The organism is Flavobacterium sp. FlaQc-49 (assembly GCF_044005985.1).
Taxonomy (GTDB): Bacteria; Bacteroidota; Bacteroidia; order Flavobacteriales; family Flavobacteriaceae; genus Flavobacterium; species Flavobacterium cupriresistens.
This window is the reverse complement of sequence record NZ_JBIPCS010000001.1, coordinates 59,099-81,973: the sequence shown is the minus strand read 5'-3', so window position 1 is coordinate 81,973 and position 22,875 is coordinate 59,099. Positions and strand designations below refer to the sequence as shown.

The window sequence follows — 22,875 nt, the reverse complement described above, 5'->3', positions numbered from 1 at the left end:
AGCACCCATTTGTCCAGGAATAATAAGATTAAATAACGTGAAACTATTGACAAGTAAAATAACTGTCTAAATTCTTACAAAAATGAATGACATTTTTATATATATAATTTGCCTTTTAATCGGCTTAATTCTCGGTCTTAAAATTTCCCAAAATCCCGACTAATGATAGTCGGGATTCATTTAACAAATTTGTTAATCTGCTAAAATCTAAAATATGAAAAAAACATGTGAAAATTGTGCCTCATTCGACCGAACCAAATTCCTACATCATCACGCCACTCGAGACGCTGGAATGTGCGGAAAATTCACGGAGGTAACTTTTAAAAGAAATTCCTGTAAATGGTTTCTCGAGAAACAAAATTTGTCTGAAAAGGAAATCTTCGAGCCCCTCGTCGACTTATCAAAATTACCACCAGTAAACCAATTAAATTTATTCCCATGATTAAGAAAAAAGTAAAAACTAGAATTAAAATGATTGATATTCAAATACAAAATCATTCTGCGCTAATTATATATAGGCCGTTCTCACTCTTTGGAATGAGTAAAGATTTAGAAATGCTAAAATTTGAAAAAAAAATATTAAAAAATCTATTAAAATAAAAAAGAGAGGGTTGCACCCCTCTCCTATCCAAACCCAAAAAAATCAATAACCTATGGAACAGTTAAAAGTCATTACAGCTAAAGAATTAGCCAATTCAATGGGTGTTCATGTGAATACCGCAAAAAGTTTTATAAAAGATATAAAACAGGAATACGCTATTACAACCGTTTTATTATGTCATGTTAATTCGTATTTCAAAGTTAATGCCAAATAAGTACAAAAAGACACATTAGCGCACAAATTAGCACAAGCCCCGAATTACGGGGTTTTTTTATGCTCAATTTTGACCCAATCATCAATCAAAAAACATTTATAAAAATGGAATTATTTACTTCACAAGGCAAAAACTTGACTAAATCAGGTGTTTTGCTTTTAACCAAATCAGTTGGTTCTTTAATTGTTTCTACGTCTTTAGATTTGGAAGCTTTAACAACGGAGCAAATTAAAATTGAGGTCGAGCGTAAAACGGGTAACTTGGAGATTACCAAAGGGTTTATGTCGCTTTTTGATTTTATTGCTTTAACTACTTTTAACGATGACGCTGTAACGGCTGATACTGCTTTTAAAACAACCGCAGTATGTGAAATCGCTGAGGATGGTTTTGTCTTCTTGGAAGAAAAAGACGTTATCAAAATCGAATTAATTGGTTTAAAAGCTGCTGAAACGTATGTTTTAAATGGCATCGAAGAACCTCAAATGTCAGAGAAAGTATTGTCCTTTGAGAATAAATCAATGGCATCGGACGATAAAGACAAAAATTTCGAAATTGAACACTGCGATCTTGCTTTAATCGACAACTCTGATACTATCACGGAAATTGCTTATACATTTTTCAATGATGTAGTAGTAAAATACACACTTCATGAGTTAAGATGTCTTAGCCGTCAGGTTGACCCCGTAGCATATGTGCGCCAAGATGGAACAACAAAGAGTGCTTTTGCTTCAAAATTGCAACTTCCATTATTTGGAGTTAAATCGATTAACGTTAGAAAAGCACAGGGCGCTATTGTTAACCTTTTATGCCGAATTGAATCGTAATGGGTTTGTTTAAAAAAATCGGAAAGGCTGTCAAAAAAGGACTTAAACAAGTCTCTTTAAAAAACGTGGTAAAGATAGGAACTCCACTCTTATCAATGATACCAGTTGTTGGCGGTTTAGCTCAAAACGTTGTGGGAGGTATCTCAGAAGCGCATGAGGCGAGAAAACAAGAAAAAGCAGCAATTGAAGCGGGAAATCAACAGCAAGCAGAATACTGGGCGCAAGTGGCTCAGGAAAAAGCGGCTACCTCAGGTGCTTTAGTAGGACAACAGGCGGGTGGTGTCTTTAAAAATTTTGCAAAAGGGGCAACAAATGAACTCATTGCGCAAACCTCTGCGGGAACAAAAGAAGCTGCGGGTAGTATTGGGGCAGAAATCGCAGACCAATCCATTAAGGCTTGGTTTACCAAACACTTAAATAAATTATTAATCGGTTTAGGTGTCTTAGTCGGTGCAATCTTCTTGTACAAACAGACCTCAAAAAAGACAACGCAAAAAAGGAGGTTTTAATATGACTTTATTAACTGGAACAATGGGTATTGGCGCAATTCAAGGAGTTGAAGCCATGCCCTCTCCCACTCCAACGAGTGAGATTATTAAAATTGCTATTCAATTGATAATCGGAGTAATTACAGCATGGAAAATGCTTAAAAAACCTAAAGAAGTAATCAGTAATCAAAACACAGAAATCTAATGTCACAAACTTTTTATAAAGGCTCAGACGGCAATTTTTATCCCGTAGGCAATCAAAGAAATACAGCAAATAATTTCCAAAGAAATAACTCTTTTGTTGCTGCGCCAAATCAGACTCCACAACAGGGGCAAATATTCAAGCGTAGCGGAGCGGTTTACTCTAAAATCAGAAACGGAAATTTTGAAGGCAATACAATTGTAAACGCTTGGAGAAAGACTAAAATGGGGCTCATGCAAGCAACTGTAACCCCTTATAGCGGTGGAAATGGTAAAGGTTTAGAAATCGTCAATTCTCAGGGAAAATCGGGCAATCAAGACAAAGAATACCAAAAAATGATTTGTACCATTAAAAACACTTCCATAGGTACTAATCAAACCTATCATGTTTTAATGAATGTGAAAACACAGGTCATTGTAATTCAGGATTTAGGTTTGTGCATCACCCCTAACGGTAGCGGTGTAACGAGAAGCGGTAAACGTGTAACGGGCTATTTTGGTAAAAACTTTAAATCGAGATAAATATGAAAAAATTAGGAGGCATTTTAAACGGCTTAAAAACCGTCGCTAAATTCAGCATTTACGCTGTGGCATTCTTGAAAATTATTCAATATGCTATCGATACAATAGAAGATTTACAACCAAAAGAACCACAAAATTTAGAAGCAAATGAGCAAATCCTTTCTGAATAACCACGCTGTAAGAGGCTTACGAAACAACAATCCGGGCAATTTAGTAAGAACCCCCGATGCATGGCAAGGAAAAATACCTTTCCCGCAGAGTAAAGATGCAAGATTCGAGCAATTTACCTCTTTAAAATGGGGGCTTAGAGCCATGTTAAAAGACTTAATACACGATATCAATAAAGGCAAGAACACCGTTACTAAATTAATAAACGAATATGCGCCGAAATCAGAAAACAATACCGCAGCTTACATCTTGAGGGTTTGTAAGTCTATAGGTGTCAAACCTGATGATAAAATAACAGCCATTAATAACGAGTTCTTGACCTTATTGGTTCGTGCAATTTTAAAAGTAGAATTAGGGGGAGCACATACAGAGGTTAAAGATTCTGATATCCAACAAGCTTTAGAATTACTCGGAGAGGTCTCCACAAAATCGCTAACGGTGACTATTAAAAAGAATTTCAGACCACTATTACCAGTCTTAACATTTTTAGTGCTTTTTTTTTGATTAATCAGCAGCGCACCAAAAAAACAAATTTAAAAACTTATAAAAATTATTAAAATGGAAAAATTTAAATCATTCATATTTGCAAACCAAGTCGTGATTATCGCAGGCTTAATGATAGGCGTAATTGCTTTAGGATACAAAGTTTTTATTCATGATAAAAAATAGTAAAAACAATCAAAACCATGCGTTTAATGATGCCTTTGACTTCATTAAACGCAATTGGTTAATCATAGCGGGAATGCTCCTAGTCATTCCATATCTTAAGCGCTATTTAGAAGACCAAAACACCAAAAACATTATCAATCAAGGCGATAACTTTGTAAAAGAAGCGGAAGCGAAAGCCGAAATTTTAAAAGACATAAAACTTGTTGAAAATGGCAATCCATTATCGCAGAATCAAAAAAGAAAAGCGATAACCTCTAGTAATGCTCTTTGGGCTGCTAGTGCGTCATTATCACATGATTTAGGGGTTAAATACAAAGATGCGGGTAATTGGTGGAATTTCTTAGACCCTCGAGGTTGGACAGAAAATGACAAGTCGGCACGAAAAACCTTAGTATACCAAAGGAATAATTTTGCGATTCTTGAAAAATTATACTACGAAGTAGATACTAACTCTAGAAATTTAAGAAGTGACATTTTAAAATTCTTGGACAAAGACGAATTAACCTATCTCAGACGATATTTAAAAATTTAATTTATGGCTTTACCATCAGCAGACGAAGGATATACCCTGTATTACCTAAACAGGAATTATACCATAAACACTATTAAGTGCGATACATTAGATACATCAATTCTTATTCCAGAAGATTTAATCTTCATAAACATACGACAAGGCGTTTTTTTTAAGAGAGAACCGCACCCATGTATTGATTTAACGGATTTGGAAAGATTGATAATGTCAACCGAATTTTTTGACATGCAAATAATCAAAGATGGTGACTTTAGAAAAGCAAATACTTATTTATCACCACTTTGCAATATTGACTTCATCCCTATGTAAGATTTTTTTTAAATATGCCCTATCGAGTAGGGGAGGTAAAAACTCTTACATTTTAACATTTAAATTGAAAATAGTATGTATATTTGGGGAAACTTCTACGAGATTTAAAATGACTGCGCTAACAGTCTCTCGTTGATAAAATACATATCATGTCTACAAAACTAAAAAACGGCTTATTAAAAGTCACTTTTTCGCATATACTAGCGAATGGAACTAATTCCTGTTGGTTTAAGTTTAAAGAAGCCTCTTTGCAATATCTCAGTTACTACTGGAGAAGCAAAGAGGATTTTCGCTATTTAAAAATATACCAAAAGTTAGAAAATGGCCAATGTGGTCCAAAAATCGGATTTATTACCAGAGATAAAGCAGAGCTAAATTTTTAGGTTATATTATTAATTCGTTCACTGGCGTAGCCATAAGCGCTACAATATCAAATACTTAAGTTCAACCCAAAAAAAAAGAGCCTCAAACGATGCGCTAACATCTTGGCTCTTATTGATAAAATACAATGACAAAGATACAAATTACTTCCGAAAAAAACAGTTTTCCATACTATAAATTATGATTCATTTATAACATAACTAATTATCCACTAATATAAGTAATATATGGTAATTAACTCAGAAAACCAGCCATGTGAATTTCTAATCCACAACTTAGTCTTACGACATTAGTGTCATAAAATTTCCCGTCTACTGAAACTTTTTTAATAAATTGACAAGTAACTTGAGATTTTTGAACTCTGTAATCAACTTTTGTAATCCAATCTGTTATAGTAATTGCTTCTCCCATAATTTTATCATTACAAGCTTTTTTATTAAGGTATAATTATTTATTCTTTTATATTTTCACGCAGATTTAGCAGATTTTTTCTATGATCTTCCGCTAAAATCCGCTAAATCTGCGTGCTTATTTTTTTAATCATACAACTTAGTCAAAATCGTTTCTTGCGGAATCAAGTCTGAACCGGCTCTTTTGGTAAACTGAATATTTTTATCACTTACATCAAGAATAATACTTGCACCAATGCCATTTTTACCTTTAAGTTTTACAATAGCTTTTTCGCCAAGAGGATAAACAAATCCGGTGACCTCCATGATACCAGTGTTCCGTTTTTCGTCGTTGTGGATTATTTCAGCTGTTCCAAAAATGTTTGAATTTGATTGAGCCAAGATGAGATTCAAAATGTATTTTTTACTGCAATCTTTGCAATTTTCGTTGCTCCAGGTTCCGGTAAACAAATTGGTTTGGGAATATCCTGCCAAAGAAAAAAATAGAAAAAGTAAGCTGATTTTCTTCATATAAAAAGAGTTTTTTTTGTAAATTACTTTTCAAATATACTGCAAAAAAAACCTCTGTAAACTAATTACAGAGGTTTTTGAAAAGCAATTTCTATTGTTTTATTTTTTAACGTAAACTGATTTTCCGTTGACAAACAATTCAAACTCTTTTTTGTCGTCATAGTAGATTGTTTTATAATAATCTCCGTCAAAAAGAGTTACATCACCATGAGATTTTCCATCGGCTTTTGTGGTGTAATTAAACGTGACTTTTTGATTATAAGGTCCAAGTCCTAAGCTATATGCGCTAAATGGTGTGCCCCTAAGATCAAATTCTTGCTTAGAATCGATAATCTTGCCGTCTGCATAAAAATTGGTGATTTGTTTTGTAAGTGGAATATCCGAATAATATTCACTGACTTTTTTAAGAAATTCATACTGCTCGGGGCTTGTCGTCTCAATTTTTGAGCTAATGGTCTGAGCAAATGAAATTGATGTAAATACAAGCGATAATAATAAAACGTACTTTTTCATAATTTTTAATTTTAGATTAGTAATCACATAGCAACTTAACCAGGTTTAAAAATTCAGTCTTTCCATTAAAAAGACTTTAATCACTTAGAAAGATATGAAATCTTTACCTTTGCAAAAAATTAAAAGCCTTTTTTTAAGATAATGACAACAAAAAAATACATAAAACTGATCCTGATTTTAGGTTCTTTGACAGCTCTTGGTCCATTTTCAATAGACATGTACTTGCCTGGATTCTCAGAAATAGCCAAAGATTTACATACTTCTGTAGCTCAGGTCGCAATGAGTTTATCCAGTTATTTTGTCGGAATTTCTGCCGGACAATTGCTTTATGGACCATTATTAGATCGCTTTGGACGAAAAAAACCACTATTTATTGGTTTAATGGTCTATATTTTAGCTTCTTTAGGTTGTGTGTATGTAACAGATATTGACTCGTTTATCTTTTTAAGATTCATTCAGGCTATCGGAAGCTGTGCGGCGACAGTTGCTTCAGTTGCGATGGTACGAGATTTATTTCCTGTAAAAGACATTCCCAAAGTTTTTTCTATGTTAATGCTTGTTGTTGGTCTTTCGCCAATGTTGGCACCAACAGTCGGCGGTTACGTTACCGAAGATTATGGCTGGCATATGGTCTTTCTTATTTTGATGTTTATGGGAATTCTTATTTTAATTGCTTCCCAAGTTGGTTTACCAAATTCGTATAAACCGGATACTTCAATTTCATTAAAGCCAAAACCTATAATCACCAACTTTTTGTTGGTCTTAAAAGAGCCTCAATTTTACACGTATGCATTTACGGGTGCGATCGCATTTTCGGGCTTATTTTCATACGTAGCGGCCTCCCCTATCGTTTTTATGGACATTTATCATGTTGATCCTAAGACCTATGGATGGATTTTCGCATTTATGTCGCTTAGTTTTATTGGTTCGAGCCAGTTAAATTCGATTTTACTAAAGAAATTCTCAAGCGAACAAATGATTTTTGGGGCTTTAATTTCACAATCAGTCATAAGCATACTATTCTTAATCTTGTCTTTAAAGAACCTTTTAGGGTTGTATGAAACAATCGGAATGCTCTTTATATACCTGGCTTGCCTGGGAATATCAAATCCAAATACTGCGGGACTTACTATGGCTCCGTTTGCAAAGAATGCCGGAAGTGCTTCGGCCTTAATGGGTGCTATTCAACTTGGCTTAGGCGCATTGGCTTCATTTGCGGTGGGAGTTTTCGTGAAAGATTCGATTACTCCAATGGTAGCCATTATGACTACAACAACGATTACGGCTTTTATTGTTCTAAATATCGGAAAACGTTTTATCAAAGAAAAAGTAGCTCTTTCTGACAAAGATGACCTTGTGATTGGGCACTAGAGGGTTTAAATTCCAATATTTTAAATTCCAAATTCCAACTTTTGAAACAGAAGTATTGCTGCCTTATTGATCAATATACTCTTATGATTGAGAACTGGGGGTTATAAATTCCAATATTTTAAATTCCAAATTCCAACTTTTGAAACAGAAATATTGCTGCCTTATTGATCAATATACTCTTATGATTGAGAACTGGGGGTTTTAAATTCTAATATTTTAAATTCCAAATTCCAACTTTTAAATACAAAAAAGTCGCTGCCTTAATTTGTTGGGCAGCGACTTTTTTGATTTCTAATAAAGCTTCTTTTATTTATAGAGATCTTCTTTTTTAAAGTGTAAGATCAAGAGATAATAAACTACAACTCGGTACTTATTCGTATTTGACTTACCGTACTTTTCCAGAACGGCTTGAATGTCTTCGTCTAAAGCTGCATTTTCAGGCAGTCCTAACTTCTTGATTAAAAAATTATTTCGTACCGTTTCCAGTTCCGATCGCTGTGTTCCGGCAACCGTAGAGGAATCATCATTATAAATCGATGGTCCACAGCCTATTGTTACTTTTGTCAATAGTTCCATGTTTGGAACAATACCACATTTCTCTTTCAGATCTTCTGCATACTTTGCGATTAATTCTTCTCTTGTATTCATAATAAAATTTATAAAGATTTGGTACTATTTAATAACATCAAACTTATAGCTTTATCTCTTATAATCAAAAGAATACATTAATTTTAACACTAATTTACTTGCAAATAAATTAAATTAGTTCTTTAAAAAACTGTTTTAAAATAATATCGTTTTCAGAAGTCGGCGTGAAAATTTCCAGCAACACCGGAACATCATTCTCGGCATAAAGCAATTCTATACTTTTTTCCAACGAATTCAAATCCGAAGCGGCATAATAACGCAACTGATACATTTTGGCCAGATGCTCCGCCGTTAAGTGATGTGAAGTTTCGAAATACGTATTAAAAACCGGTTTTTCTTCATGTCCGGGTAAAATTCTGAAGATCCCTCCTCCTCCATTATTAATTAAAATAATTTTGAAGTTTTTAGGAATATAAGCATTCCACAAGGCGTTACTGTCGTATAAAAAGCTAATATCACCCGTTATAAAAACGTTTTGTTTTCCGCTTCCTACTGCAGCGCCAATCGCTGTTGAAGTACTACCGTCAATTCCACTTGTGCCTCTATTGCAAAAAACTTCTATCGAAGAATCAATATCTATCAATTGTGCATAGCGAATGGCAGAACTGTTACTAATCTGCAGCTGGCTGTTTTTAGGCAAAGATGCTATTACTTTCTCAAAAACTTTAAAATCTGAAAACGGAATCTTATTTAAATATTCCTTTTTTCTTATTTTTCTTAATGCGTAGCTATTGTTTATAGTATCAAAATAATCACTTTCTGTAGTTACTGCTTTTGATAATAGGTCTTTAAAAAAAGCATTTGGTTGCATTACAAAATGCTTTGTTAGCGCATTAAAAGTGTCGTAAGCGCGCAACGTATCAATATGCCAATGGTGTTTTGGTTTGTATTTCCTCAAGAATCCTTTGATTCTTTTTGAAACAATCATTCCTCCAAAAGTTACTAAAAGATCGGGGTGAAAGTCCTTAAATTCAATATCATCAAAGGGTGTAATTAAAGTATCAATGCTGTTAATAAAACTCGGATGATGTAGATTTGAAGTTGTTTCTGTCAGTACCACAACCGAAGGGTCTTTGGCTAAACTTTCAATTACTTCCTCTGCAATCGTGTTGACTTCATTTACGCCAACCATAATTAATTTTCGCTTGGCTGAATTCCAAATCGAGACAAATTCTTCTCCGTTTTCTATGTTTTTAGTTTCCGCTAAAGGTTCTGAATTTGTGATTTTTGAATTTACAGAAAGTGCTTCAACTGTTTCGTATAAAGGTTCTTCGAAAGGCGCATTAATGTGTACAGGACCTTTTTTAGAAATGGCAGTGTCAATTGCAGTATTGATTTTTAAATCGTTTTCAGCGGAAGCATCTTCTGTTAAATTGGCATTAAAAACGGAATGATTTTCATATACATTTTGCTGCCTGATGGTTTGCCCGTCACCGATATCAATTTTACTCTGAGGACGGTCAGCCGAAATTACAATTAAGGGTATCTGACTATAGAAAGCTTCGGCAACAGCCGGATAATAATTTAATAATGCTGATCCTGAAGTACAAACAACTGCCGTTGGCTGTTTGGTTTGCTGGGCAATTCCCAATGCAAAAAAAGCAGCACATCGCTCATCTGCAATACTGTAACAGGTAAAATCAGGGTTTTGAGCAAATCCAATTGTTAAAGGAGCATTTCTGGATCCCGGAGAAATTATAATATTGGTGATTCCTTTTTTCAAACAAATCTCAATAATGCTTTGAGCAAGCGGTATTTTGGGGTAAATCATTCGTATAACGTATTATTTTTGAAAGAAAATCATCAATTTTCTATACCACAAAGTTACAAACTTCGACGTTCATTTAACTTATAAATGGCGAGATATTAAGACAATTTCTGGAAAAAGAGAATATATTTGTAAAAGCTAATTTTTCGAATAAAACAGAACTACTTATGCGCTATCTCTATTTGCTTTTACTTTTCGTTACACTACAAACTATAAATTCGCAGAATCAGTTTATTCCCGATGACACCACTTACAAAACTGGTCTCGAGACTGCTAAAAAAGAAACCAAATCTCTTTTTGTAATGCTTTATGCTGATTGGTGTCCGCATTGCAATCTGATGAAAAAAGAGGTCTTTAGTGATCCGACCGTGATGGATTTTTTAAAAAAGAACTATGTGTGCGTTTGGTTGAATATTGAAAAAGAAGAAGGAAAAGCGATCCAGAAAAAGTTCAATACCAAATCACTGCCTACGTTTTTGTTTTTGGATGCCAATGAAACGCTTCTTTACACTTTAAAAGGCGAAATGAAAACAGCAGAATTTATGACAGAGGCGAATAATGCTCTAAATCCAAAACTGCAATTGCCTTTTTTAGAGAAAGAATTCTTAGCTGACCCAAGCAATTCAACAAAATTCTTTGCTTATTTGAACACTCTAAGAAAAGGCAAAGACAGAACCGATTTATCACCGGCTACTCATACCTATCTTAACACCCAATCGGATGCACAACTGATTAGTGAAACCAACTGGCGTGTGATTGCCAATGGGGTTACCGATATTAACTCGAGAGAATTTCAATATGTTTTAAAGCATCAAAAAGAATTTGCTACTGTGGCTTCGCAAAACCGTGTTGATCGTAAAGTGGTGAGTATCGTTAGTGAATTATTGCGTCCTCTCGTAGATAATTTAGATACGGTAAACTATTACAAACAAAGGGAAGTTGCAAAATCTATCCGATTACAAAAAACTGATTCTTTGGTTTTTAAATTTGATCTGACTTTGGCTGAACGCACTGAAAAATGGAAGTTCTATAAAAAAGTGACCTTAGAAGATACTCAAAAGCTAGTTTGGAATGATGCTTCTTTTCTGAAGGATATTGGGCAAACCTATCTCAAACACATCGAGGATATTGATGCATTGAAAAAATCTATTTTTTGGGTCAATCATTCCTTAGAACTTACTGATTCTTATGATGGAAACTTACTTCTGGCCCGACTTTACAACAAAATAAAAGATAAAAAAACAGCCTTGAAATACGCAAAAAAAGCAAAGGTAATCTGCACTGAAATGACCTGGAGCACCAAAGATGTGGATACTTTACTGGCTGAATTAGGCACAAAATAGTGCTACAAAATTTAAAATAAATATGGACATTGTACTTAGACCTGCTACAACAAACGATTTAAAGAAAATTCTTGACATCGTAAATCATTCGATTTTGCATACCACTGCTAATTATAGTTATGACATTCAAACATTGGAGGTGCAAACCAAATGGTTTGAGGACAAACAGGCTAAAAATCTACCAATAGTTGTGGCTGATCTTGATGGCGAAGTTGTTGGTTTTGGCAGTTATGGCCCTTTTAGAGAGAAAATTGGATACCAATATACTGTTGAACATTCTGTTTACGTTGTTGACACTGTGATTGGAAAAGGAATAGGTTCTAAATTGCTAACAGCAATCATTCGATTGGCCAAAGAACAAGGCTATCACGTGATGATTGGCGCTATAGATGCTGATAATGCGGGAAGTATTGCTTTTCATGAGCGATTTGGTTTTGTAGCAACAGGAACGATTCGTGAAGTTGGGTATAAATTTGATCATTGGCTTGATCTTGTTTTTATGCAGTTGATTTTGGTTTAGTTGCGGACTGCGTTCGGGAATATCTGCTTAACCGCAAAGTACACAAGGGAATACGCAAGGTTCGCAAAGTTTTGGATTAAGTCCAAAGGTTGTGGAGCTACTTACGAGGCTTTACTTAGATCGTTATAGTATCGAACCGTCAAGCCTTATTTCTTGTAGTTCTGTCATTTCGAGGCACGAGAAATCACACAAGTAGATCGGCAAAGACTGGCAATTTCTGCGCGGAATTCCTTGTGTGATTTCTCGTGCCTCGAAATGACAAAAAAAGGGTCTGAAATTCTAATACTAAAATTCCAAATTCCAAACTTCCCCTAAATGTCACCCTGAGCGAAGTCGAAGGATTATCCCCGAAATCTCCTATATTTTAAACATAATGCCTCTAAATTCGAAATGACAAATTAAGTGTGTATTTTCTAAACAGGGTGCTTTTTCTTATTCTTTGAAACAGGGAAACTTTAATAAAAAAATCCACAAATCTGATTAACAAATTTGTGGATTTTATTTTTTGGGTAATTTCAACTATTAGCTTTTTATCCAATTGATGATTTCGGGATCTGTAGGTAAAGTTCTTGGCTTGATTACTTTTACCAATTCTCCTTTTTCATTGATCAGGTATTTTTGAAAATTCCATTCTACTTCTGAATCTTCTACACCATTTTTCGCTTTTTGCGTTAAGAATTTATAAACCTCACACATATCGTCTCCTTTTACAGAAACTTTGTCCATCATAGGGAAAGTTACTCCGTAGTTTTGCTGACAAAAAGCACCTATTTCTTCGTTTGTTCCAGGCTCTTGTGAAGCAAAATTATTTGCCGGAAAACCTACAATCACGAAGCCTTTATCTTTATACTCTTTGTAAATTGCTTCCAGATCTTTGTACTGAGGCGTTAATCCGCATTTTGAAGCGGTATTTACGATCATTACTTTTTTTCCTTTTAAAGAGGCAAAATCAAAAGGGTTTCCTGATAAATCTTCCACTTTAAATTGGTAAATAGTTTCTTTTGCCATGACGTTATCCGTTTTAGGAGTTTTTGTTTTATTTGTTTGTGCTTGATTTTGGCAACTAAATAGAAATAGTGCGCCATAAACCATAAATAATACTTTTTTCATTGTTCTAATTTTTTATAAAATTAATCAAAAACAGTTTTGTTGGTACTTTTTGCTCTCTATATTCTGTATTAAACATAAGTTAAATAAAAAAACGAAGCCTAACGTTAATCAGACGTTAGGCTTCTCCCCATACAAACAAATCAAACCATGAAATTTGAATCTTTTAAGCATCTCTGCTTTAGATTTTCAGGGAGTTCCGGGTGTTTTACTGAATTTCTTCAACACTTCCGAACTCGTTTTATATTATTCGATCTTCTTTCAAATAGCAGCTAAATAAGTCCTCTACTAAAATTCCGATTCTCTTTTTAAATAAAATCAGGCGCCATCGTAGTGTACTTTTCTCCTTCGGAAACATCTTCACTTTTAATGGCTTATAATCGGCGCCTAATTTTTCAGAAGTTAAAAAAATACAACCCTTCATAAATGTTGACCAGTTTAACTTCCGCCCCAAATACTCTTTGTTTACTAATTCAAAGTATTCTCTTTTATTTCTTATCTGCTTTGCTTTTACAAGACAACTGAAAAATTTAAATTCGGTTTATGCTCCTCTACCCTCTCTTGCCTAAAATGACTCTTATTAAAATTGGCAAGTGCTAAAACACTTGTTAATCCTACAATCAATATTATTAGATTTTTCGATTTTTGCATAACTCCGTTTTTAATGAGATTTACTTTACTATTTATTTATTAAAAAATGTAAACTATAATTATCTGTTTAAAACAAAACCACTGTCAGTCCATTCATTTTATAAGAAATCTTGACCAGTTTGCTATATGATATGATCTTTTTCACATGTCATAATAGCATTTACGTAATTGGTTTGCTTTTGGTTTTAAAAAAAGTAAAAAAAAATGATTTTTTTTATAAACCCCTTATTTTACTAAGGATAAGCCTGTTAAAATAATTACCGTTTACAGAAAAAAATAAATTACCTTTATCTCAGGTAATAAAAAAACGTTTTTAAAATTTTGTTTAAGCTTAAAAATCCAACCTATGAGTCAAGAAGAATTATTAGTTTTAATTTACAAGAAAGACGAAAGAGCTTTTACCCATTTGTACGATATGTATTCGAAAAGTTTATTTTCGGTCATAAACGTGCTAATAAAAAATCGTGAAGAAGCTGAAGATGTTTTGCAGGAAGTTTTTGTCAAAATCTGGAAAAACATTGATTCGTATAATGAAAGTAAAGGTCGTTTTTACACGTGGATCCTTAATATTGCTAGGAATACTTCTATCGACAAGCTGCGATCCAAAAATTTTAATAACAGTCAAAAAAACCTTTCCTCCGATAATTTCGTAAATCTGTTAGATGACAGTAATAAGTTAGTCAACAAAATTGATACAATTGGTATTCAGGAATTTGTAAAAAAATTAAAGCCGAAATGTATTGAGATCATCGATTTATTATTTTTCAAAGGATACACCCAACAAGAAGCTTCAGAAGAATTGGCAATGCCATTGGGGACTATCAAAACGAACAACAGAAACTGTATTAACGATTTACGTAATTATTTAAAAATATAATGGAAGCACAAGAGTATATTGAATCAGGAATTCTGGAATTATACGTTTACGGTTTATTAACCGAAAAGGAAAATCTGGAAATAGCAGAACTGGCTAAAAATAACCCCGAAGTAGATCAGGAAATCCTATCGATCGAGAAAGCGATTGTTGCTTTGTCGTCCAGTTTTTCTCCTTTCCATTCGGTGTCTAATTTTGAGAAAATCAAAGCGCGCCTAGAGCTTAAACATGGCAAAGTAGTCGAGATGAAACCGACTTCAAACTGGTCTCAATATGTGGGCTGGGCTGCTGCGGTCTTACTTCTTTTAGGTCTTGGGTACCAAACGTTACAATTGACTCAAACAAAAGAGGCTATTTCGACTGTTGGTAATGAGAAAACTAAAATCGAAAGAGAGTTTGCTTATTTAGATCAGCAAAACAAAGAAACAGAAAAGAGTTTGACTATTGTAAGAGACATCAAGAATACCGGAGTTACACTTGGTGGTCAGGCTGTTTCGCCAACGTCATTTGCAAAAGTATACTGGAATAAGGATACTAAAACGACGTACATTGATGCTGCTGGTTTGCCAAAACCTCCAAAAGGAATGGTGTATCAGGTATGGGCGCTAAAATTGAGTCCTGTATTAACTCCTACCAGCATTGGTTTGTTAAGTGATTTTGAAGGCAACAATCAAAAAATATTTGCTGTAGACCAAACCGTTTCAGCGGAAGCTTTTGGAATTACACTTGAGCCTGCGGGAGGAAGTTTAACTCCGACAATGGAACAGTTGTATACTTTAGGAAAAGTTTAAAAACTAATTTATTACATACTAAACGCATATTAATCAATTTAATATGCGTTTTTTTATTATTTTAGATTGAAAATTAACTATAACCACCAAACAATGAATGGAACTTTACTCTTAAGAATTTCGGTTGCGATTATCCTTCTAACGCATTCCGTATTTGGAATGTTTAACAACGGTATTAATGATTTTGGCAATTTGTATCTGAACCAAATTGGCTTTGCCCCTTTTGGTGTAGCATTAGCCTGGTCCATAAAACTATCGCATGTAGTTGCAGCGGTGCTGCTGTTATTAAATAAATATATAAAATTAGCCAGCTTTGTAACCATACTGGTCCTTATTATGGGGATAATTTTAGTACACTTCCAGGAAGGCTGGTTTGTTGTTGGAGGAGGCAGAAACGGTATGGAATATAATTTTTTACTCATCGTAGTACTTGTTGCTATTATGTATCCGAATGGTTTTAAAAAGAATAATGTTTAGAAATAAAATTAGTCCATTCCTTACACTTTCATTATAACTATTAAAATAATGGAGATTACCTGCAAAAACTGTCATCAAATTTATACTGGCCACTATTGTAATAATTGTGGCCAATCTGCTGAAACTCATTTAATAAATTGGCATTTTTTATGGCATGACATTCAGCATGGATTACTTCATTTTGATAAAGGTATTCTTTACACGGTCAAACAATTATTTACAAGACCGGGACATAGTATCCGTGAATTTATTGAAGGTAAACGTGTAAGACATTTTAAACCCCTTTCGTTAGTCGCTGTTTTGGCAACGTTATATGGGGTTTTGTACCATTTCTTCCACGTTGACTTAGTTCAAACTGATTCCGATAATCCCTTAAATTTAGTTAAGTTTAATGAATGGGTTTCTACTCATTTCTCCTGGGTTACCATTGCCTCCATTCCGCTTTTTACGATCGGAACTTACATCTGTTTTAGAAATCAAGGTCGCAATTTTGTGGAGTATTTTGTATTGAATACTTTCAAAGCGTCTCAAAAATTAGTTATTGGAATTCTATTATTTCCATTAGCCTATTTTTTTAGTGAAACTCCACAAATTAAAACCGTCACAGTTGTTTTGTATGCTATTGATCTCGTTTTGATTCTATGGACCAACATGCAATTCTTCAATAAAATATCCAAAACAAAAGTCTTCTTTTTGTCACTTCTAAGTCATCTCATTTTTCTATTTCTATTCTTTCTGATTGCAGCTCTTGTTCTGTGGATGACGGGAAATTTATAGGTGAGAAGTAATCATTTTTATATGCTGCTTTTCATGTTTCACGTTTCATGTTTCACGTTTCATGTTTGACGTTTCGTGTTTCACATCTTACTTTTTTTCATTCTTTCGGGATAAAAAACGAGTTGTATCAGATTGTACTCCAATTGTCTGAAACTAAACTTTTGACCATTGACATCAAACTCTGATAATGGATACCATCTTAGATTTGTTCTTAAAACTAAAACTTCATCCGTTTTTCCCGGGACAATATCCCAACCAAATGTGAGACCGGGCTCAAATTTTCCTTTAAATTTAATAGCGCTCTTTACGCCCTCAATTTCTTGTTCGTAACGCAGTTTGTCGTAAGAAATATTTAGGCCTACAAAGGGTGCAAAACCGGAATAATCCATTAAAAACTTGTTGACCTCCAATGCTAAAGCTGTCTTTTTTATCGTCTGCGAGCTCCCATACCCTTCCGTTTCAAACTTTGGATTTCTGAAAGACAATGCGGTAAATAGATTTGCTTTAGTAAAATGATAGCCTAAGGCCATATCAAAATAGTTTTTGGAAGCTATTTTATCATTTAAATAAGGAAGTTTCATCTGATTGTAATCCGATTTACTCAGAGAGAAAGAGAATGAAGGCCCAACCCCGATAAAAAAAGCTCCTTTTCTTCTGGCCTTATACGATAATTTGCTAAACTCAGGATAGCTGTTCCACCTGTCTATGTTTTCCTTATTAGTGTCTTTTGTGGAGTCAAAAGCATAAAGTAAACCTAGGGACGCAGTGATTTCGGGCGTTTTAATTTCTGCTTTTTTCTCTTTGTCTAAAGGATAATCCCATTTATTGTCAGCATTGTAATTTACTCCCAAACGAAGCCCAAAACTTTTGTAGTTATAAAGTAGTCCGGCTTCAAAATTCAATAAAAAATCTTTCGTTAATACCGTACTATTTTCATCGGAGTTGATGATTTGTTTAAAGTCCACCGCGCCCCAGTTGACACCAACAAAAGGTCTTGCCTTTTTATCTTGCATTGCCCAAGGATATATCCTTAAGCCCGTAACGACTGATTGATCTAATTCGTACGTTTCTACCGTATTTTTTTTCAGATTTAATTGTCCCAACGGAACAACAACAAAAAATTCGGCATGTCCCCAAAAATGAAATCCTCCCCATGTAAGGTATTGGTTTACTGTGGCGGGGTGATTAAACGTCGTAATTGTATTATCCTGAATTTGCTTTCCTTTAAAAGAACTCACATAAGTTCCTCCAAATTCAAAATACATCTTTGCAAAATCTAACCGTTGTCTATTGGTATTTCTGGAAATCGAATCTTGTGCATATAAGTGTGCTGTACAAGATATAAATAAACTAAATGCAATTTTTTTAAACATACTTCTGTCTTTAATTGTTTGAGACAAAAGTAGGTAGCTGAAAGCACGCAAAATATCGGCAATTGGTATGAAATATAATGCATTCCTAATTTCATACAAAAGTATGAGATCTGATTACTAAGCAGTTATCAATACCATTAATTCGTATTTGCTTTTTACATTACATTTTCTGTAAACATTTCCGGTATGTGTTTTTACAGTTGGAACTGAAATAAACAACTGTTCTGAAATAGATTGATAACTACATCCTTTGACTAATAATCGCGCTACTTCCACTTCGCGATCGGTAAATCCGTACTTGAAAAGATCATTTTGCAGATTTTGTACTTTGTTCTTTAAAATATGGAGACGATTTATATCTTCTATGATTTTATTAATTGCTAATAAAGTAAAAATAACAGGAAGCAAAAATCCTATCGGAAAATTTATGTGATAATTGCTAAAACCAAATTGTAGGATTAAGTATAAAGGAACAATTATAAGAAACGCAATTGCAAATAATCGATCTGGATTTATTTTTTGAACCATCTTAATTTGAGGTTTAGTAACTCTAATCATAACCATTGATACTGTAATAGAAAACAGTAAATACCCAATTGCGAAGCGTTCTGCAATTGGACTTATATTCAAAAGAGGACTTATAATAACAGCGCTAAAAATAAGCAAACCTATTCCGGCATGGATCTTTTTATATATTTTTTTAAGTTTATGCTTGCGTTCTTTTAAGGTGTTCAAGAAAGTAGTACATCCCACGATAGTCATATTTGATACTATCAGAATATTTGATAAATCATCGTATTTCAAGCTTTTTAGCAGTGGAGAAATTGATATCGAAACAATGAGTAACAATAAAGAAATAGTTAGTGCAATGGTTTCTTTGGGTTCTATATTTCGCTTATAACACACGATGCCAAACGCCAAAGAAACAATCAAGGCCGTATAAGCAACAATAAACAGAATAATTTCTAAAATAACCATAATTTGAGGGAATGATTTGTGTTACTCTTCAAAACTACAAATAATAATCAAACGGAGTACTTGTTTAAAAAATTGAAATAGAAAGGTTTGTATTTTTTTGATTTGAAAGTTTTCACGCAGATTCAACAGTTTTTGCAGATTTATTTACGCAGTTTTTTTTCCAATGAATCAAAAAAAATCTACTAAATCTGCGTCACTAAAAGAGATTTAAGAAACTTCTTCAAATCACTAAACTTATATTACTTTCTAAAGATTGCAAATAAAAAAGGTTCAACTCGCGTTGAACCTTTTTATTATTATTTACTGTTTTTGTAATACTTTCGATACTTCGGATATGTCACGGCTCCAATTACCGAAATGGTTCCTAAAGAATACCAAATCCAGCTTAGAGAATGTGCTTCTCCACTCGCGTACGAGTGCAAACCAACTAAGTGGAAGTTTACTCCGTAGTAGGTGAATAAGATCGATACAAAGGCAAACATACTCATTAGGTTAAAGAACCATTTTCCTCTTAATGCAGGTACAAATCTGGCGTGAATTACAAATCCGTAGATCATAATCGAAATTAAAGCCCAAGTTTCTTTTGGATCCCATCCCCAGTAACGTCCCCAACTTTCGTTGGCCCACTGTCCTCCAAGGAAGTTTCCTATCGTTAACATAATCAGACCAATGGTCAATGACATTTCGTTGATATAACTGATTTCTTTGATGTTCAAGCTCATTTTGGCTTTGTTCTTATCATTGGTAAAGAAAATTAAAACTAAAGCTACAAAGCCTAAAATCATTCCTAATGCCAATGGGCCGTAACTTCCCACAATTACTGCTACGTGAATCATTAACCAATACGAGTTAAGAACGGGCTGTAAATTGGCAATTTCCGGATCTATCCAGTTTGCATCTGCGGCAAAAAAGATCATAGAAGTTACAAAAGCGGCTGAAGCTACCGTTAGTTTTGATTTTCTATCAAAAGCCAATCCAAAGAACATGGTAGCCCAAGCTACGTATACAATCGCTTCGTAAGCATTACTCCAAGGTGCGTGACCCGAAATATACCAACGTGCAATTAAAGCAAGGGTATGTAATGCAAATATTCCTCCTATTAAGACATGAAAACCATTAACGGTTATGCGTAGAAACTTTTTATTAAAGAAAATACTCAATAAAGTAAAAATCAGCATGAAAATTCCTGCCATGGAATACCAATAAAGCATTTTTGGTAAAATATCATAGGTATTGTAAGCAATTTCAAGATCGATTTTTTCTTCGCTAGGACGCACTTTAGAACCAAATTTCTTTTGAAAACCGTTGATGCTTTCTACTAAATTATCGGCTGTACTAAAATCCTTAGAAATAGAACCATTGTTTAAAGCACTGAAATATAAGGGTAGAATTTGTTTTACATAAGTCGAGTCCATTCCTTTGAGACCGGCACTTTCACGTTCTAAAAAAGAAACCCATTTATTGTTTGGATCATTTGGAACCGGGAAAATTCTTAAAATACTTCCACTTAAAGCAGATTCCATTAAATTTACCTTTTTATCTGTCTCGATAAAATCCTTCTCAAAACTGTTCGGATTAGCAGCTTTATAAGCAGCATCTAAATAAGGAGAAAGTTTATAGTTTCCATTTTCATCAAAAAACTTCACGAAAGGAGCCAACTTTGCTTTTCTGTCAATACCGATAATTTTACGAATACTATCATCTTTGGTATTAATATAAATAAGAGGGACCTGAATCCATACCTGAGCGTACTGTGTCATAGACAAAAATACCTGATCTGAGTTCATGCCGTTATACTTATCACTATGACTTACTTTTCTAAGCAATTCAGATGAAAAAGTATTGATTGGTTTCATACGCCCACCGGCATCCTGAATAATCAAACGCCCAAATTTTGCGGCGTGTTCTTTCGGTGCTTTATAAATCGTCAATAACGAATCTAGTTGTTTCTGACTTGGTGGAGCCGTTACGTGATTGGCGTGATTGTTTGGATCTTCATTTTTATTATGTTCGTGGGTATGTCCCGGAGTATGAACGTGTGGCGCTTCTTGTGCAAAACCATTCAAACTAAACAGCAAAACGAAAATGGTAATTAGTTTCTCTTTTTTCTTTTTCACAACTTCTAATTTGCGTTTTAGATCGCCAAAACGGGAGTGTTTGGTGAACATAATAACCATTAAACCGAAATACAACATAAAATAACCCAAATAAGTTATAGAAGTTCCCCAAAAGTCATGATTTACAGACAATACAGTTCCTTTTTCGTCCGGACTAAAAGAAGACTGAAAGAAACGGTAGCCTCTGTAATCTAAAACGTGATTCATAAAAATATCTGCGTCAAATGTATCTGTAGAATCCTGAACGGTTACCTTACTTTTAAAAGCAGAATAACTTTTTTCTGTTCCCGGGTATTTTGTTGCAATAAAATCGTTTAGTTTTACTTTGAAAGGCAAAACATAAGCTTTACTTCCATAAAACAAGGAATATTCGATATTCCCAATCTTAACGGTTTTTGGTTCTCCAACACTTCCTTTAGAGCCCAAAAGCATCACTTCTTTTTCCTGTCCTTCTGCTTTTACTTTTACGACTAAAGCATCATGATGGTCTTTTGCTTTGTAATCATTATTCGATTCATAAGTAATACTCCCTTTCATAGCGGGATCCGGAAATACAATTCTGATATCGCCAATGCTATACAAAGAACGCATCATCAAAGGTTGTACATTATCTTTAGTGACTTTTCCTTGAAATTTATCCGCCATTCGCATAAAGTTCCCTTCAAAAGGGGTCTGAATGGTATATTTTTCACCGGTAGTATTAATGTTAATAGCACCTTCGGTTGGTTTATTTAAAGCAAACAAAACATTGTGAATGTTCTGCACTTCTCCTTCTTTCAGGAAATGCTCTTCACGTCCGCCCGAACCGGCTTCGACTAATTTAAGGTATAAAGTACCTTTTGGATCTGGTTTCACCACCTCTTTAGCGCCCATAATGTAATTTACGTACGTGATTTCAAAAGGAGTTTCAGAAAATTTACCTGAAATAGAAAAATCATTATTTGTAACGGGCGATAACAAAAGTTTTTCTTCAAAAACTCTTCGTTTCATTTCACCTTTATGTTCACCGTCAACAAAAGCAGTTAAAAATGTTTTATCAGAGTAAATTTGGTTTTCTGCTGCTCCTTCGCGAATTGGCATCATCCCTTCATAACTGATGTAACGGGTTATAAAAGCACCCAAAAGAATAAAAATAAAGGCAATATGAAGCAATAAAGTAGCCCACTTTTCCTTTCTTAATAGTTGATAACGTTTGATGTTTCCGATAAAATTGATCATAAAAAAGACCATTATCGCTTCAAACCACCAGGTATTGTAAATTAAAATTCGGGCTGTATCAGTATTGTACTTACTTTCGATAAAAGTTCCGATACCCATTGCCAAAGCAAATGTTAAAAAAAGAACAGCCATTAATCGTGTAGAAAACAAAAAAGAGAATATTTTTTTATCCATTTTTGAGGAATTACATTGTATAAAAGTGCGACAAAAGTACTTAAAAATGTTGAGTTCCAATATTTGTCATTTGTTAATTAAAACCAAAAAATAGATCAGATTACTCCCTCCTACTGCTTAAATCTGTTAATTCAAAAAAAAACATTCCTAAATTGAACCTGATCTTTGATTTTAGATGATCCTAAAATAGAACAATCAGCAAGGAAACGGTTTACAAAGTAGTTTTGAAATTCTAATTTAACTGTGCTATGAATTGCTCTTTTCTTCTAAAATATTAAAGAAGTGCGCTTTACTTTTCTTCAAATGACAAACGAATTAAAAGCAATTAACTTTAGAAAAAATAATG

At 33.9% G+C, this 22,875-nt stretch carries 26 protein-coding genes; 17 read left to right on the top strand and 9 right to left on the bottom strand.

The annotated features are described in order from the left end of the window. The first annotated feature begins 653 nt into the window (after positions 1-653). From ACHRV3_RS00380 to ACHRV3_RS00335, 10 genes are all read left to right on the top strand, one after another. The gene (locus ACHRV3_RS00380; RefSeq protein WP_395434102.1) at positions 654-815 is read left to right on the top strand and encodes a hypothetical protein; all 162 of its coding nucleotides are present in this window, start codon (positions 654-656) and stop codon (positions 813-815) included. A 104-nt stretch (positions 816-919) separates the two neighbouring features. Then, a complete protein-coding gene (locus tag ACHRV3_RS00375; RefSeq protein WP_395434100.1) occupies positions 920-1,639 on the top strand; it encodes a hypothetical protein in 720 nt (239 codons plus the stop codon). A 5-nt stretch (positions 1,640-1,644) separates the two neighbouring features. Beyond that, a complete protein-coding gene (locus ACHRV3_RS00370) occupies positions 1,645-2,148 on the top strand; it encodes a hypothetical protein (protein WP_131701518.1) in 504 nt (167 codons plus the stop codon). A gap of 1 nt (position 2,149) precedes the next feature. Then, the gene (locus ACHRV3_RS00365) at positions 2,150-2,332 is read left to right on the top strand and encodes a hypothetical protein (RefSeq protein ID WP_047775025.1); all 183 of its coding nucleotides are present in this window, start codon (positions 2,150-2,152) and stop codon (positions 2,330-2,332) included. Further along, a complete protein-coding gene (locus tag ACHRV3_RS00360) occupies positions 2,332-2,850 on the top strand; it encodes a hypothetical protein (protein WP_047775024.1) in 519 nt (172 codons plus the stop codon). The genes ACHRV3_RS00365 and ACHRV3_RS00360 overlap by 1 nt, the downstream gene beginning before the upstream one ends. Before the next feature lie 2 nt (positions 2,851-2,852). Beyond that, on the top strand, positions 2,853-3,020 hold the full coding sequence (locus ACHRV3_RS00355) for a hypothetical protein (protein WP_395434099.1): 168 nt from the start codon (positions 2,853-2,855) through the stop codon (positions 3,018-3,020). Beyond that, complete coding sequence (locus ACHRV3_RS00350; RefSeq protein ID WP_395434098.1) at positions 2,998-3,522, top strand: hypothetical protein; 525 nt, start codon at positions 2,998-3,000, stop codon at positions 3,520-3,522. Before ACHRV3_RS00355 ends, ACHRV3_RS00350 begins: the two co-directional genes overlap by 23 nt. 151 nt (positions 3,523-3,673) lie before the next feature. After that, positions 3,674-4,219: a hypothetical protein gene (locus tag ACHRV3_RS00345; RefSeq protein ID WP_395434097.1), complete on the top strand. Its 546-nt coding sequence runs from the start codon at positions 3,674-3,676 to the stop codon at positions 4,217-4,219. A 3-nt stretch (positions 4,220-4,222) separates the two neighbouring features. Next, positions 4,223-4,528, top strand: coding sequence for a hypothetical protein (locus ACHRV3_RS00340; protein WP_047775021.1), 306 nt, complete (start codon positions 4,223-4,225; stop codon positions 4,526-4,528). A gap of 149 nt (positions 4,529-4,677) precedes the next feature. Beyond that, positions 4,678-4,911 carry a hypothetical protein gene (locus ACHRV3_RS00335; protein WP_047775020.1) on the top strand — a complete coding sequence of 78 codons (234 nt, stop codon included), beginning with the start codon at positions 4,678-4,680 and terminating at the stop codon, positions 4,909-4,911. 232 nt (positions 4,912-5,143) lie between these two features. Here ACHRV3_RS00335 and ACHRV3_RS00330 read toward each other — a convergent pair whose 3' ends face one another. From ACHRV3_RS00330 to ACHRV3_RS00320, 3 genes are all read right to left on the bottom strand, one after another. Next, positions 5,144-5,320 (bottom strand): hypothetical protein, encoded by a 177-nt coding sequence (locus tag ACHRV3_RS00330; RefSeq protein ID WP_395434096.1) that lies wholly within the window; start codon positions 5,318-5,320, stop codon positions 5,144-5,146. A 125-nt stretch (positions 5,321-5,445) separates the two neighbouring features. Then, a complete protein-coding gene (locus ACHRV3_RS00325; protein ID WP_395425324.1) occupies positions 5,446-5,829 on the bottom strand; it encodes a hypothetical protein in 384 nt (127 codons plus the stop codon). Positions 5,830-5,928: 99 nt separating this feature from the next. Further along, a complete protein-coding gene (locus tag ACHRV3_RS00320; RefSeq protein WP_047775013.1) occupies positions 5,929-6,342 on the bottom strand; it encodes a hypothetical protein in 414 nt (137 codons plus the stop codon). A 141-nt stretch (positions 6,343-6,483) separates the two neighbouring features. Between ACHRV3_RS00320 and ACHRV3_RS00315 the strand changes: the two genes are divergently transcribed. Continuing rightward, positions 6,484-7,713: a multidrug effflux MFS transporter gene (locus tag ACHRV3_RS00315; RefSeq protein WP_395434095.1), complete on the top strand. Its 1,230-nt coding sequence runs from the start codon at positions 6,484-6,486 to the stop codon at positions 7,711-7,713. Positions 7,714-8,019: 306 nt separating this feature from the next. Here the strand turns inward: ACHRV3_RS00315 and ACHRV3_RS00310 are convergent, their stop codons facing one another. Together ACHRV3_RS00310 and menD are read right to left on the bottom strand one after the other, a co-directional pair. Next, positions 8,020-8,361 (bottom strand): DUF2853 family protein, encoded by a 342-nt coding sequence (locus tag ACHRV3_RS00310; protein WP_395434094.1) that lies wholly within the window; start codon positions 8,359-8,361, stop codon positions 8,020-8,022. A 109-nt stretch (positions 8,362-8,470) separates the two neighbouring features. Continuing rightward, positions 8,471-10,132 carry a 2-succinyl-5-enolpyruvyl-6-hydroxy-3-cyclohexene-1-carboxylic-acid synthase gene (gene menD / locus ACHRV3_RS00305; RefSeq protein ID WP_395434093.1) on the bottom strand — a complete coding sequence of 554 codons (1,662 nt, stop codon included), beginning with the start codon at positions 10,130-10,132 and terminating at the stop codon, positions 8,471-8,473. Positions 10,133-10,296: 164 nt separating this feature from the next. On the opposite strand from menD, the gene ACHRV3_RS00300 reads away from it, so the two are divergent. Together ACHRV3_RS00300 and ACHRV3_RS00295 are read left to right on the top strand one after the other, a co-directional pair. Beyond that, a complete protein-coding gene (locus ACHRV3_RS00300; protein ID WP_395434092.1) occupies positions 10,297-11,472 on the top strand; it encodes a thioredoxin family protein in 1,176 nt (391 codons plus the stop codon). A gap of 22 nt (positions 11,473-11,494) precedes the next feature. Continuing rightward, positions 11,495-11,992, top strand: coding sequence for a GNAT family N-acetyltransferase (locus ACHRV3_RS00295; RefSeq protein WP_395434091.1), 498 nt, complete (start codon positions 11,495-11,497; stop codon positions 11,990-11,992). A 522-nt stretch (positions 11,993-12,514) separates the two neighbouring features. Here ACHRV3_RS00295 and ACHRV3_RS00290 read toward each other — a convergent pair. Beyond that, on the bottom strand, positions 12,515-13,102 hold the full coding sequence (locus ACHRV3_RS00290; RefSeq protein WP_047775003.1) for a glutathione peroxidase: 588 nt from the start codon (positions 13,100-13,102) through the stop codon (positions 12,515-12,517). Positions 13,103-14,096: 994 nt separating this feature from the next. On the opposite strand from ACHRV3_RS00290, the gene ACHRV3_RS00285 reads away from it, so the two are divergent. The 4 genes from ACHRV3_RS00285 to ACHRV3_RS00270 all read left to right on the top strand — a co-directional run bounded on the left by ACHRV3_RS00285 (position 14,097) and on the right by ACHRV3_RS00270 (position 16,669). Continuing rightward, positions 14,097-14,627 carry an RNA polymerase sigma factor gene (locus ACHRV3_RS00285; RefSeq protein WP_047775000.1) on the top strand — a complete coding sequence of 177 codons (531 nt, stop codon included), beginning with the start codon at positions 14,097-14,099 and terminating at the stop codon, positions 14,625-14,627. Next, positions 14,627-15,415: an anti-sigma factor domain-containing protein gene (locus ACHRV3_RS00280; protein ID WP_395434090.1), complete on the top strand. Its 789-nt coding sequence runs from the start codon at positions 14,627-14,629 to the stop codon at positions 15,413-15,415. The genes ACHRV3_RS00285 and ACHRV3_RS00280 overlap by 1 nt, the downstream gene beginning before the upstream one ends. A gap of 93 nt (positions 15,416-15,508) precedes the next feature. Next, positions 15,509-15,892 carry a DoxX family protein gene (locus tag ACHRV3_RS00275; protein ID WP_395434088.1) on the top strand — a complete coding sequence of 128 codons (384 nt, stop codon included), beginning with the start codon at positions 15,509-15,511 and terminating at the stop codon, positions 15,890-15,892. A gap of 48 nt (positions 15,893-15,940) precedes the next feature. Further along, positions 15,941-16,669 carry a DUF3667 domain-containing protein gene (locus tag ACHRV3_RS00270; RefSeq protein ID WP_395434087.1) on the top strand — a complete coding sequence of 243 codons (729 nt, stop codon included), beginning with the start codon at positions 15,941-15,943 and terminating at the stop codon, positions 16,667-16,669. Between the two features lie 80 nt (positions 16,670-16,749). On the opposite strand, the gene ACHRV3_RS00265 is transcribed toward ACHRV3_RS00270, so the two are convergent. From ACHRV3_RS00265 to ccsA, 3 genes are all read right to left on the bottom strand, one after another. After that, positions 16,750-18,042 carry a hypothetical protein gene (locus ACHRV3_RS00265; RefSeq protein ID WP_395434086.1) on the bottom strand — a complete coding sequence of 431 codons (1,293 nt, stop codon included), beginning with the start codon at positions 18,040-18,042 and terminating at the stop codon, positions 16,750-16,752. Between the two features lie 117 nt (positions 18,043-18,159). Next, positions 18,160-19,020 carry a helix-turn-helix transcriptional regulator gene (locus tag ACHRV3_RS00260; protein ID WP_395434085.1) on the bottom strand — a complete coding sequence of 287 codons (861 nt, stop codon included), beginning with the start codon at positions 19,018-19,020 and terminating at the stop codon, positions 18,160-18,162. Positions 19,021-19,316: 296 nt separating this feature from the next. After that, positions 19,317-22,529 (bottom strand): cytochrome c biogenesis protein CcsA, encoded by a 3,213-nt coding sequence (gene ccsA / locus ACHRV3_RS00255; RefSeq protein WP_395434084.1) that lies wholly within the window; start codon positions 22,527-22,529, stop codon positions 19,317-19,319. Positions 22,530-22,875 lie beyond the last annotated feature (346 nt).